We start from the raw sequence: 13,613 nt of genomic DNA, 5'->3' as shown, positions 1-13,613 counted from the left end.
ACATAAATGAGCGATTTCAACAATATCAATATCCAAGACCTTTCAGATAACGAAGGCAATAACAAAGAAGACTTCTACGAGACCTTTCGTGAGAAACTAAACACTGTGGAACAATTTCCAACAATCTATCGATTCAAATTCATTATAAAAGCCAATCCACTCAAGGTAGATGAAGTCAAATCGATCTTTACACATCCAAGCAGCACGTTTGCTGAAAAAGCATCTTCAACAGGGAAATACAATTCTATAACCGTTGAGACTTTTGTAAATAATGCTGAGGATGTGATAAATTTCTACAAAAAAGTATCAAAAATTGATTCAGTAATAATGCTATAAACGCTTCATAAAAAGAAAAAGGCTGTCACAATGACAGCCTTTTTCTTTATTGAAACTCTAGTTAAGCTTCGGGTGCATCTTTAGGTGCTCCTGCAGGATTTTGCTTTTCGGGACGAGGCAATAAAACTTTACGAGAAAGTTTCATTTTGCCCTGCTTATCAATATCAAGCAACTTAACTTTTACAATATCACCTTCTTTAAACACACCATCCATACTCTCCAGACGAGTCCAGTCAATTTCCGAAATATGTAATAATCCATCTTTTCCTGGAATCACTTCCACAAACGCACCGAAAGGCATGATGGATTTCACTTTGCCTTCATAAACTTCTCCCACTTCAGGTTTAGCCACAATTGCTTTGATGCGAGAAACTGCAGCATCGATCGCTTCTTTATTATCCGCGAACACCTGAACGATTCCTTTGCCATCTACCTCTTCAATGGAAATCGTAGAACCCGTTTCACGTTGCATTTCTTGAATAATCTTCCCTCCAGGTCCGATAATCGCGCCGATAAATTCTTTATCAATAGTTATCGAAATAATTCGTGGAGCATGTGGTTTATAGTCTTCACGCGGCTCGGCTATCGTTTTCTTCATTTCGTTTAAAATATGCAAACGAGCCTCTTTAGCTTGGTCTAATGCTTGGGTTAAAACCTCCCACTTCAGACCGTTTATTTTCAAATCCATTTGACAAGCAACGATTCCTTTTTCAGTGCCAGTTACTTTAAAGTCCATATCCCCTAAGTGATCTTCATCTCCTAAGATATCCGAAAGAATCGCATATTTTCCTGACTTCTCATCTGTGATTAGCCCCATTGCAATTCCTGAAACAGGTGCTTTCAGTTTTACACCAGCATCTAACAATGCTAACGTTCCTGCACAAACAGTGGCCATCGACGATGAACCATTCGATTCTAAAATATCAGATACCACACGAATCGTGTAAGGATTTTCCGAATCGGCGGGGAGCACTTGTTTCAACGAACGCATTGCTAAATTACCGTGACCTACCTCCCGACGTCCAGGACCACGATTCGGACGAACTTCTCCTGTAGAAAATCCAGGAAAGTTATAATGTAATATAAAACGATTATAGCCATGTATAAATGCGCCATCTATCATCTGCTCATTATCCTTAGCACCTAACGTAACAGAAGTCAATGATTGTGTCTCACCACGCGTAAAAACAGCAGATCCGTGCGCATTCGGCAAATAGTCAATTTCTGACCATATCGGACGCACTGTACGCGCATCACGACCATCTAAACGAATCCCTTCATCTAAAACTAGATTACGTACAGCATCATATTGTACGTCGTGAAAATATTTTTTCGCTAAAAATTTAGTTTCATCATCAATATCTTCACCTAAAGTTGCAAAGAAAGCCTGTCCAATTTCCGCAAATTTCTCTGTACGTTCATGTTTGGAAGAACCGGATTTCGCGATAGCGTATACCTGCTCATATGTTGCTGAAAAAGCTGCGGCCCGTAATTCATCGTTCGAGGGTTCGTGATTAGATTCACGCTTTTCAGAAGATCCCACCAAATTAGCCAGCTCAATCTGCGCAGCGACTTGCTTCTTGATTGCATCATGTGCAAAAGCAATAGCCTCTACCATTTCAGCCTCAGAAATTTCTTTAGACTCACCTTCCACCATTACGATATCCTGTGCCGAACCAGCAACAATATACTCTAATGATGCGTTCGCGAGTGCTGTCAGTCCTGGGTTAATGACTAACTGACCATCAATTTTCGCTACGCGCACCTCAGAAATTGGCCCATTAAATGGAATATCCGAAACAGCAATCGCTGCAGACGCTGCTAAACCAGCTAAAGCATCCGGCATGATATCCTTATCCGCAGATATCAATGAAATCATAACCTGAGTATCTGCGTGGTAGGTTTCAGGAAACAAAGGACGTAACGCCCTATCAACCAACCGAGATATTAAGACTTCATAATCCGATAATTTCGCTTCACGACGAAGGAAACCACCAGGTATACGTCCTGTAGCTGCATATTTTTCTTGGTAATCAACCGATAGCGGTAAAAAGTCGACACCTTCCTTAGGTTCTTTTGATGAAACGACTGTTGCTAGGAGCATAGTTTGCCCCTGTTTCAATACGACTGATCCATCAGCTTGTTTCGCTAATTTACCAGTGGATAATTCGATCGGGGCGATTCCATTGCCTAGCTCGATCGTTACTTTCTTTTCGTTGTAACTCATTTTTAATTCCATTTCGACATACGGGTACATCTTTCTTAGACGTATGTCATCTTATTTATAGACCTTTAATTTTCACACAAAGATAAAAAAATAATCAATTCGCTGGTCTCTATTAAAAAAAGATAAAAACACTGACACGAAAAAAGCCACTTACTTTCGTAAATGGCTTTTTAAAACTTTCGAAAAGCTTACTTGATGATATCGCGTAAACCTAATGCTTTAATAATAGCACGGTAACGGTTAATATCTTTTTTGTACAGATATGCTAGTAATGAACGACGTTTACCTACTAACATTTGTAGAGAACGTTGTGTATTAAAATCTTTTCTGTTTTTTTTCAAATGCTCAGTTAAGTGAGCAATTCTCTTCGTGAATAAAGCAACTTGGCCTTCCGTAGAACCAGTGTTTGCAGCTGCACCAGCGAATTCCGCGAAAATGTCAGCTTTGTACTCTTTACTTAAATACATCTCTTGAATAATATTAAAGCGTTAAAAATTTAATTAATTGCTTGCAAAGGTATAAAAAATAAAAACAAAAATACAGCTACAAGCCTATTTTTACATCTCGAGCACAAAACCATACTTTCTATACTTTTTTTAGAATACAATAGTACCCCCTCTCCGCTACTTGTACCATGAGATATTTACCGCTCTCTTATTTAATCGTTGTTTATATACCAAACACATTCAACATCTATTTAGCTTCAAGCTGTATAGTCGCAGCATAATTCAAATTCCCTTCAGGGTTTTGTACAATTAACCTATCTCCATTCTTCGACCATTTCACCTTTCCCGTATATCCTAGTAGCCTAACCCGTTCGACAGAAAAATCAACAGGAATCGGAAACTCAAAAGAAGCCGGCGAAATATACTCGTCTCCCTCGCTAAGATGAAATACATTTAAAACGTCTCCTTCTTTGCTTTTCGTGTAGTAGTAGTCTCCATTACGATAAGGAGCTGTCGCTCGTGTTGAATATACGGCCGACCCATTTAACGCCATCCACTCAGACAGATCGCGCAGTCGGTCATACGCCTCTTGATCAAAATCACCGTTAGGTCCTGGCGCGATATTTAAAAGATAATTTCCTCCACGGGAAATTATCTTTACTAAAGTCTCCACAATGACTTTCGTGGGTTTATACAGATCATTTGGTACGTAAGAAAATGAATCTCCCATAGTGATACAACTCTCCCATGGAATTTCCAGCGGATGTTCTGGAATTGCTTGTTCTGGCGTCACATAATTCTCCCACTTTCCCGAAACCGTACGATCGACTACAATGATGCCGGGTTGATTCTTCCGTGCCATGTGTCCGATTCTATCCATATCGATATCCTGCTCAACGGTGATAGCTCGTTGCCATTCGACATTTTGATCAATAGTGCTAAACGGTCGAACCCATCCACCGTCCAGCCATAAGATATCTACCTTCCCGTAATTGGATGTTAACTCATCAATTTGGTTAAACGTAAACTCCTTATATTTATTCCAACGTTCTGGATATTTCTCAGGATTATAGTTAACATTTCGATCCCTTGGCGGAAAATAAGACCACCAATAATACTCTGTGTGCCAGTCTGGCTTAGAAAAATATGCTCCAATTTTAAAGTCTTCCGCACGAAAACTTTCAAAAATTGCCTTAGTTACATCCGCTTGCGGATGTTTAGAAAAAGGCGTTCTTGACGAGGTAATCTTATAATCGGATTGTTTGGTATCAAACATAGCGAATCCGTCGTGATGCTTTGTCGTAAATACCACATATTTCATACCAGCAGCTTTGGCGGCGTCAGCCCATTTTCTAGGGTTAAACTCCTTTGGATTGAAAGTTTCCTGTAGTGATTCATAATTTTTTACGTATTCATTATAAGTAGCACCATGTTTGGGTTTGCGCTGCGTCCAGCTTTCATCTTCTGGACAAAGGCTCCAACTTTCTACAACCCCCCATTGGCTGTAGGTCCCCCAATGCATAAAAAGGCCAAACTTGAGGTCTTGCCATTGATCAAGATTCTCAACTACCAATGAATCGGTAGGTTTCCGGTATCCAGTTGATACATTATGGGCTTGGCTAAAGGAAGAAAAATAAACGGCCAAAAACATCGAACCCAAAAGTATCTTTTTTATAGTCAAAACGATTCTCATATCAATCTGTTATTTTAGAGAAAAGCCGTCTTTTTAGAGGATCCAAAAAGACGGCTTTTCTTACATTTTTATACCAAGAATTAATCGATATCCCAAAATATTTGAGTATCTCTGGTATCCTTCTCTCTTACTGCTTCATAATTTTCTGAGTTATTAGAAATCTCACCTGTCGGATACAAGAAGCGCAATGGCGGTTTAGCGTAATTAGCTAAACCTGCAGTTAAAACAGTAATCTTTGGGTATCCAGTTCGTCTATATTCTGACCAGGCATGTTGTCCTTGCAAAAAACCATAATGCAGCCACTTCTGAGTCAAAATTAACTCAAGCTTTTCTGAGGCATCGCCCGCAAAACGAATAGCAGACGACTCAACAAAATCATCTATAACATTGTCGACTGGTTTTGTTTCTATTTTCAATCCTTCTGTCGCCATAAGATTGTTTAGGTAGTAATAAAATGTCACAGATTGTTTAATAGCCGTTTCATAAGCATCCTTCGCCTCACCATCACTTCCCCAGCGTAAATATGCCTCCGCTTTATTGAAGTTGGATTCCGAAGCGGTGGTTACAATTCCAGGCAAATGCTTATTATCGAAAAAGGTTGCGGAATCAAGAATAGAATACTTTTGATAATTTGCCAACATCTCCGTTTCAGTAAACGTAATAGGCATCGCCCTGTAGTCTTTATTAGGAACAAACTTACCTTTATCTGTTACTCCGAATTTATCATAAAATACTGGGATACGGGGATCATCTGCCGGCTTCATCACCTCGTTCAACATATAGTCGGACGCATAATAATTAGGTCCTTCAAGTAGCGCATTTCTCAAGGTTTCGGTGTTCGTCGTCAGCGGTTGCAAAAGAATATCCGAGCTACCCGGAGTATAATTGGCATTCCCCCCCCCATCAATCAGCGGATATTCGGTTGGATTATTCAACATTTCCATAACCTCCGTCTGGGCCATGGATTCATCTACATTTGAAATCCTCATCAATAAACGCAAACGCAATGAGTTTGTATATCTTCTCCATCTATCTACGTCCCCAGAACTTAAAATATCGTACTTCGAAAAATACGGTGTTGTAGTTGCTGTTGAGAAAAAAGTATTAATCTCTTTAAGAGATGCTATAAACGAGTAATAAAGCTCTTTCTGATCCTCAAATTTCGGTTTCACAATAGTTCCGCTCGCAGGAAGGCTACCTGCCTCAGAAAATGGGATATCGCCAAAGTTATCGATCATCTTAGCAGCTTCATCGTAAATAACTACCCTTGCAGCTTGCATAAAAATAGCCTGATTAGCTTTCTCGTCTTCAGACAATGCTTCATAAGCGACCTCCATCTTTCTAAAAACGCCAAGAACACCTGGTGAATAGAAATCCTTCCAATAATCGTATGAATAACCGTCATTGGGTTGATACATATTATTAGAGGGAACGAACGATGCCGTTTGAGTATAAATTGCTTGCCTTGATAAAATAAACGTTCTATAATGCCAATATGATGGCCTAACCCTATCATTATTCAAAATATCGGTAAAGAACCCAGGAATACTTAATTCCGTCGTTTGATCTGGATTCTCAAAGCTATCCTCCAATTCCGTCTTACATCCGGTAAAACAAAGAATAGAGAGCATGAGAAACGATATAGTATGAAATAACTTATTCATGATATTTTTTATAATTAAAAGTTTGCATTTAATGAGATACCGAAGCTTCTAGTTGCAGCATTTGAACCAACGTCCACTCCTTGCGACCACCACATATTTCCAACCGGCGCTTCCGGATCAAGATTCTTTAACGTCCTGTGAAAATAGAACAGATTTCGTCCGATAACGGATACGCGCAAATTATTGATCCGCAATCTCTCGGTTACCGATGAAGGAATGCGATAGGAAAGGGACATCTCACGCATTTTAATAAACGAATTGTCATAGACAGCACCTTTCTCAGTCCATGTATCCGCTCCCCAATTAAATGTATTCATATAGTAATCCGCACCACTAATGTGTACATCATTCGGCGCTCCAGTATTCTGATTTACCCCTTCCAAAGTGACGCCAGTTTCTCTGTATTCTAGCGTATTTTCATATTGACCAGCGCCCATGCCATATTTTAAGTTTTCGGACACCATCTTGCCGCCAAAACGATAATCCACTGTAAAATCGAACATCCAGTTTTTATAATTCAATGTATTAGTCAATCCTCCAATAGCTGTAGGTAAAATATTACCAACATGCTTATAATGAGACTTATCTATCACATAAAGTCCTTCATCAGAAATCAAATTATTCCCATTTTGGTCTTTTGCGATATCATAAACGTAGATATTTCCGAGCTTTTCCCCTTCTTTAGCAACAATCCTTAAGGAATTTTCGTCTGCACTATAGAAAGTTAACTCATCAACACCCTCAGTCAATTTTTCTAGTATTGATCTATTGAAAGAATAATTCAAACGAGCATTCCAACTGAAATTCTCACGTTGAATTGGGGTACCAGAAAGGGACACTTCCAACCCGTTATTTGCAACACGTCCAATATTAACAATTTGCGTGGTCGCACCGGTTGAACTCGGGGTAGTTAATCCTAAAATTTGATCTTTAATGTAATTATCATAGTAGCTCACATCTAATCCTAATCTATTTTGTAGGAACTTCAACTCCAATCCAAACTCCCATTCATATTTAGTCTCAGGCAGCAATCCCAGATTACCGTAGGCTTGATTATAAGTTAGGGATGGTACGGATCCGTTGATAGACGCTATAGCGGTTTGCGAGTTCGCAATATTCGCAGCATAAATAGGAGCATCGTTCCCCACAATACCGTAAGATGCTCTTAATTTACCAAAGTTGAATTGTTGAGTCTGCAACCCAAAAGCATCGCTAAAGATAAAGCTACCGCTTACCGATCCATATTGATAGTTATTATTCTGAATAGGTAAAGTTGAAGAATATTCCGATCTGAATGTACCGTCTAAATATGCAAATCCCTTATAACCAATATTGGCCATCCCAAAATAGGCGTATTTAATCATCTCTCTGCGTGTATTCGTTGTCGTGGCCTGGGCATAGCTATTACTTAAGCTAAACCAGTTCTCTGTAACTAACCCACCTGCAGTGCTTGATGATTGATCATTATATTTTTCTTGGCGAGATTGGAAACCCGCACTCACACTATAGTCCCAATCTTCATTAATTTTGTTTCCATATGTTAGCAATAAATCACCGTACAGAATCGAATATATACCTTTTGAAGTTTCGAAACCACCAGAACTGCTACCTGTGGAATTGTAACGCGTAGCGTATTCATTATGCTGTTCGTTCGTAATTCCTGCGGTAGTAAAATCGTTACCGATCCGCCCTCTAAACTTTAAATTCTTTACAAGTTCCCAATTTAATGTTGCACTTGTTAATAGCCTATTTTCCTGTTCGTCGTAGTTATTTTTATACTGAGACCAGAAGTAATTCAAAAGGTTTGTTGGGCGAATTGTATAGATTAGGTCCTCCGGTCGCCCCGTTCCAAACGTAGAAAACTTGTACCCATCCGACGTCTGATACATATCCTTCAACACTGACATATCTTCGGTCCGGCTTAAAAAACCGTCGAAAGACCCTAAAACCTGTCCCAGGAGCTGAGATCGATTATGTGTATTTGTATTTATATAGTTTGCGACCACGTCTAACGAAACCTTATCATTCAGTTTCAATGAGCTATTAAGATTGAACGTATTCCTATTTTGTTTAGAGCCTGGACTTGTACTCTTATAATCCATTCGTGTACCGCTCAAACGATAATTTAAGCGATCTGTTTGATTGGAAATTGCAAAGTTTATATTCGAATTATATCCCAGATCAAAGACATCACGATAATTATCTTCACGAGCTTCATATTTACGAGTTGATCCATCCCACCAGCGAACCTGTTCACCAGTGAATTTTGGTCCGAAGTTTCCATAGGCCCTAAAATAAGGTCTCCTTCCTGATGGAGAGTCACTATCTACAATCCAACCCTCCTCTGTGGCACCATTAGCAACGTTGGTAGCTCCATCATAACCGGGGCCGTATATATTTTGGAAACGAGGTAGAAAAGCAGCTCGTTCAATCGATCCGCTATAATTAAAGTCGACTCCTAACCCTCTACTCTTCGTACCTTTCTTTGTCGTGATGACTATTACACCACTGGCAGCATCCGAACCATATAACGCACTTGCTGCAGATCCTTTTAAGATAGATAAACTCTCAATGTCCGTTGGATTTATGTCCAACATACCATTTCCTCGAATACGTTGGTCATCCCAGTAGTTATTATTATTCGCTCCTCTAGATCCATTTTGTTGATCATTACGAATAATAACGCCGTCTACCACATATAGGGGTTGACGCTGGTAATTCAAAGAGTTAATTCCTCGAATCTGCACGTTAACAGCACTTGAAGCCCCTCCAGGAGCTGTGGTAATTTTTACACCAGAGGCCTTGCCATATAAAGCCGATCCGAAGTTTGTATTTCCGGCTTTTGTTATTTCTTCCGCTTTGATGTTGCTAACCGCGTATCCTAAGGCTTTCGATTCCCGTTTGATACCCATCGCGGTGACTACCACTTCATCCAACGCACCCACGTCTTCAATTAACTTAACGTCCAAAGTGAGGCCGTTGGGTGCTATCTCCTGCGTAAGATATCCAATTATGGAGAAGCGGATTTTCTCTCCACTTCTTGCCTCAACGGAATAGTTTCCCTCCGCATCAGTTTGTGTTCCTTGAGACGTTCCAGGAACCGCCACAGTAACTCCTGGCAGAGGACCGTTGGCGTTCGTCACCTTCCCGGTAATTGCTTGCTGTGCAAATAGCGTTGTGATACTTAAAAGCATCAACAAAGCTAAACAGCAACAGTGTTTGTAAAATTTGTTCATCGTTGTTGTAGTTTGTTTTTATTGTGTTGAAATTGATTCGTATTCATTTGTTGAACCGCTGTGCAAGCGGTTGAAATTATTTGAACATACGCGAGATCCGAAACGGACACCTTTGTGGACCGCGATAGACGTGGGATACAATATTCTTGTAACGCAGTCTCTATGGTCGGCAATAGTCCCGCACCAAAGGCCGCTCCATTACCACTGATAATAATTCGTTGTGGGTTCATTATATGGATAAGCGTCGCCAAACCTTTACCCAACATATGAGTCATCGTCTTAACACCTTTAATAGCTGTTTGATCACCTGCTTCGAAAGCACAAACTAAATCATCAAGGCCTATGGTCCCATTTTTTTGAAATACAGATTGTAAACTAGATGGTTCCGCATTTCGTAAACACTTAGTCACATAATCTAACGCAAAGGAAAGTGAAGCTTCGACTTCTAGGCATCCTTTTTTCCCGCAGGAACATAGTCGTTGTGAATTAGCCAATGGAATATGGCTAAACTCACCCGCATAACCTGCATGTCCTTTATAAATATGATTTTCAATAATAATACCGAGACCTACACCCCAGTTGAGATTAACAACAAGAACATCTTGGTATCCTCTACCTTGGCCAAATCGATGTTCTGCGATCGCAATAGCGCTCGAATCGTTTGCAATTTGAACTGGAAGACCGAGGCTTTTCTCTATATAGATTTTGACTGAATAGAAATTCGAGTCAGCGGGAAAAGACCGGTTCAACCCATTTTCACTATCTACAAAACCAGGCATCGTCACCCCCACAACAAAAGATTGTTGATCAGGCAAGGTCAGAAGGACTTTCTTTACGGCCTCCATTATAATTGATAGTCCCTTTTTGTCCCCATACATATCTAAAGGAATCCGTTTCGGATATACTATAAATTCATTATTGAAGTTAACTACAGCAATTGTAGTAAAATATTGGTCAATTGCTATTGTAACAATCTGTGGCAAATTTTCCAAACAGAGTGTATATTGCATAGCTCGACGTCCGCCAGTTGAAGCGGCGGATCCTGCCTCCATAATGATCTTTCTATTGATTAGTTTCCCTATTTCCTCAGTAATCTTGGGGACGCTCTTCTTTGTCAAAACGCTTAGGTCTGAAATAGATTGACACCCAAAAAAGTAAAATTGTTTTATAATTTGATCAACCAAGTTCATCTTTTAAGCCATTATAGTTAGTGAAAATTGTCAGACAATTTATTGTGAAATTAAAAAAAGTTTCTAAAAACAAGAAACTTTTTAAAAAAATTAATAAGTTTCTTGTTTTACATATATCTTTTACTATCATCTACCATTTACTACTCTGGATAAATTACTGTTTTGAACTAACAGCGATAATATCCTATCAATAACGGGCCGTCATCGCTTAACTAGCCAATCGTAAAAACGCAGAACAAAAAAATAAATTCAAGAGGGATTGTAAGACTATAAACTTCTTTTTCAAGCTATACTTGGGGGCAGGATAGATGGTCCTGTCTATAAATTCCTTTGGACAGGAATATCTCCGACAGGTACATTTTAATTATAATTTACTAAATTCGGGCTTATATCTAACACCTTATCCACTTCGATAAAAAAATCGCAACACAACTACGCAATGAAACAACGCTATTACTCTCTCGACGTGTTCAGGGGCGCTACAGTTGCTCTCATGATTCTGGTTAATAATCCGGGAACCTGGAGCCACATATTCTCTCCTCTAAAACACGCGCCATGGCACGGCTGCACACCAACCGACCTTGTATTCCCATTTTTCCTTTTTGCTGTAGGAAATGCGATGGCCTTTGTTATTCCCCGTTTACGGGAAGCCGGCGATAAATTATTCTGGCAAAAAATCGCTAAGCGGACCATCATTATATTTGCTATCGGTCTATTTCTCAATTGGTGGCCTTTTATAAACTGGGCAGGGGATACTCTCCAGATCAAAGAGTGGGTGAATACTGAAGACAGTGAGAAAGGAATACGAATTCTTGGAGTACTTCAACGTATTGCAATTGCCTATTTCTTCGCCTCTATACTTGCATATTACAATACACCTAAAAACCTAATTTATATTTCAGCGTTCTTACTTTTGGTATACTGGGGACTTACTTTCTTTTTGGGTTCATATGATCCTTATACATTGGAAGGCTGGTTCGGCACCAGTATAGACAAGAAAATTCTCGGAACAGCCCATATGTATAAAGGCGAAGGTGTACCGTTCGAACCGGAAGGACTTGCTAGTTCATTGCCAGCAATTATTCAGGTTGTTTTCGGGTATCTGGCCGGTATTTTCATCCAACAAAAAGGAGATGTTGCTTGGTTATGGACTCGCATTCCCAAAACACAAGAACCACATTTCAAACTACTTTCCGGATTGTTTGTAACGGGGTTTATTCTAGTGATCATAAGTTGGATTTGGTCGTTAGGATTTCCAATTAACAAAAAGATATGGACAAGTTCTTATGTGCTCTATACTACAGGCTTGGGTATAATGACAATCGGAACAATGATTTGGTACATTGAAGTCCAAGGTATAAAAAATAAGGTTACTCTTTTCTTCGATGTATTTGGAAAAAATCCGTTGTTTATATTTGTCCTTAGCGGACTATTACCACGGTTTTTAGCTATTTTTCGTATTCCTAACGGAATTAACGAGGACGGAAGTGAAAAACACACAACTGCGCTCGCTTGGTTTTATAGCAATGTTTGCGCAAAACTACCAGGGCCTCCAGAAATGGGATCGTTTATCTACGCCCTTTGCTTCCTAGCATTGATGTGGGCTATCTGTTATTGGTTAGACAAGAAAAAAATATACATCAAGGTTTAACGAACACCGATGAACCTAACCCGGCTATATTTTTGGTCGTTGACATTAAAAACGATAAAGCTTCACCGAATTTAAGGAGCACTTTTTTCACAGAACCGTTAGATCGTTTTCCGCGGTTTGGCTTGCCCCGTGATTAGGTTTATGTATTTACCATAAAGAATCATTGTATTTTTTTTACAAAACATTACAATGATTCCTTATTCATCCAGAAGCCTTTATCTTTCTTTTGGAGATGCTTTACTTTCCGTCTTAATATGCTTTATTGAACTATTAAGCAATTCTACTAATTTTTTCCCAATAAGTACTGTGATTTTTGCAGCCTCCTATATTACTCTATTCAAACCACACAATAAATAAACCGGCGGTCAACCATTAGGAAATATCCAAAATAATTTCGTATTTCTTTGATCAAAATGTATAATCTTTGGTTAATTTTAATTCGCCAGTAAGCTTTATATTATCCGAAGAGGCCCCCACTAATAATGAAAATTTCCCTTTCTCTGTTTTCCATTGATGGTCTACACTCCACAACTTTAAATCTTCCTTAGTTAATTCGAAAGAAAATTCTTGAGATTCTCCCTCTTTAATATATCTTCTTTCGAAGCCTTTTAATTGCTTAACGGGTGTGACCACACTACTTACCTCGTCAACTACATACAATTGAACAACTTCATCTCCCCCACACTTTCCATTGTTTGCTACCGTAAAGCGCACAGTTGCATGGAAATCATCTGTCGCCTCATCTAATTCTGTACGAAGATTACTATAAGCAAACGTACTATAACTTAATCCATATCCGAAGGCATATAGTGGTTTCGAATCCGATTCCACATAATCATGATGAATAGGTTTATCATGGTTATAATGAATGGGTAGCTGTCCAACATGTTTTGCGAAGGAAATTGGCAAACGTCCGGCAGGGTTATAATCCCCGAAAAGAACGTCTGCAATTGCCAAGCCTCCTTCTTGGCCAGGATACCATGCATTAACAATCGCCGGGACATGAATATTCGCCCAAGTTAGATTGAGTGGCCTGCCCATAACCGTCACCAATACTATCGGCTTACCTGTTGCAATAACACGCTTCAATAACGTTTGTTGATCTCCCATAAGATCGAGAGTCATCCTATCAAAACCTTCTCCGCTCTCCATATCACTGACAGCTGTTAA

Annotated in this window: 9 protein-coding genes; 2 read left to right on the top strand and 7 right to left on the bottom strand. The window is 39.4% G+C overall.

The window, feature by feature from the left end:
- Positions 1-6: 6 nt before the first annotated feature.
- On the top strand, positions 7-336 hold the full coding sequence (locus tag HP439_RS12690) for a DUF493 domain-containing protein (RefSeq protein WP_172390715.1): 330 nt from the start codon (positions 7-9) through the stop codon (positions 334-336).
- Between the two features lie 61 nt (positions 337-397).
- Here HP439_RS12690 and pnp read toward each other — a convergent pair whose 3' ends face one another.
- From pnp to HP439_RS12660, 6 genes are all read right to left on the bottom strand, one after another.
- On the bottom strand, positions 398-2,563 hold the full coding sequence (gene pnp, locus HP439_RS12685) for a polyribonucleotide nucleotidyltransferase (protein ID WP_172390714.1): 2,166 nt from the start codon (positions 2,561-2,563) through the stop codon (positions 398-400).
- Between the two features lie 188 nt (positions 2,564-2,751).
- A complete protein-coding gene (gene rpsO, locus HP439_RS12680) occupies positions 2,752-3,030 on the bottom strand; it encodes a 30S ribosomal protein S15 (RefSeq protein ID WP_172390713.1) in 279 nt (92 codons plus the stop codon).
- A 226-nt stretch (positions 3,031-3,256) separates the two neighbouring features.
- Entirely contained in the window at positions 3,257-4,702 is a 1,446-nt protein-coding gene (locus HP439_RS12675; protein WP_172390712.1) for an alpha-L-fucosidase, read from the bottom strand.
- 80 nt (positions 4,703-4,782) lie between these two features.
- A complete protein-coding gene (locus HP439_RS12670; RefSeq protein ID WP_172390711.1) occupies positions 4,783-6,366 on the bottom strand; it encodes a SusD/RagB family nutrient-binding outer membrane lipoprotein in 1,584 nt (527 codons plus the stop codon).
- Between the two features lie 14 nt (positions 6,367-6,380).
- Positions 6,381-9,602: a SusC/RagA family TonB-linked outer membrane protein gene (locus HP439_RS12665; RefSeq protein WP_172390710.1), complete on the bottom strand. Its 3,222-nt coding sequence runs from the start codon at positions 9,600-9,602 to the stop codon at positions 6,381-6,383.
- Positions 9,599-10,720 (bottom strand): ROK family protein, encoded by a 1,122-nt coding sequence (locus HP439_RS12660; RefSeq protein WP_172390709.1) that lies wholly within the window; start codon positions 10,718-10,720, stop codon positions 9,599-9,601. Before HP439_RS12660 ends, HP439_RS12665 begins: the two co-directional genes overlap by 4 nt.
- Before the next feature lie 511 nt (positions 10,721-11,231).
- On the opposite strand from HP439_RS12660, the gene HP439_RS12655 reads away from it, so the two are divergent.
- Positions 11,232-12,443 carry an acyltransferase family protein gene (locus HP439_RS12655; protein WP_172390708.1) on the top strand — a complete coding sequence of 404 codons (1,212 nt, stop codon included), beginning with the start codon at positions 11,232-11,234 and terminating at the stop codon, positions 12,441-12,443.
- Positions 12,444-12,851: 408 nt separating this feature from the next.
- Here the strand turns inward: HP439_RS12655 and HP439_RS12650 are convergent.
- Positions 12,852-13,613, bottom strand: a 762-nt coding sequence (locus HP439_RS12650) for a glycoside hydrolase family 3 C-terminal domain-containing protein (protein ID WP_172390707.1), incomplete at its 5' end; no start/stop codon positions are given.

The organism is Sphingobacterium shayense, assembly GCF_013179575.1.
Lineage (GTDB): Bacteria > Bacteroidota > Bacteroidia > Sphingobacteriales > Sphingobacteriaceae > Sphingobacterium > Sphingobacterium shayense.
The sequence above is the reverse complement of the archived record's forward strand: the minus strand, read 5'-3'. Positions and strand labels throughout refer to the sequence as shown.

Excerpts from the sequence above, each read along its gene's own strand:
- HP439_RS12675 (WP_172390712.1), bottom strand. The coding sequence starts at position 4,702 with ATGAGAATCGTTTTGACTATAAAAAAGATACTTTTGGGTTCGATGTTT.
- HP439_RS12670 (WP_172390711.1), bottom strand. The coding sequence starts at position 6,366 with ATGAATAAGTTATTTCATACTATATCGTTTCTCATGCTCTCTATTCTT.
- HP439_RS12665 (WP_172390710.1), bottom strand. The coding sequence starts at position 9,602 with ATGAACAAATTTTACAAACACTGTTGCTGTTTAGCTTTGTTGATGCTT.
- HP439_RS12655 (WP_172390708.1), top strand. The coding sequence starts at position 11,232 with ATGAAACAACGCTATTACTCTCTCGACGTGTTCAGGGGCGCTACAGTT.
- rpsO (WP_172390713.1), bottom strand. The coding sequence starts at position 3,030 with ATGTATTTAAGTAAAGAGTACAAAGCTGACATTTTCGCGGAATTCGCT.
- pnp (WP_172390714.1), bottom strand. The coding sequence starts at position 2,563 with ATGAGTTACAACGAAAAGAAAGTAACGATCGAGCTAGGCAATGGAATC.
- HP439_RS12690 (WP_172390715.1), top strand. The coding sequence starts at position 7 with ATGAGCGATTTCAACAATATCAATATCCAAGACCTTTCAGATAACGAA.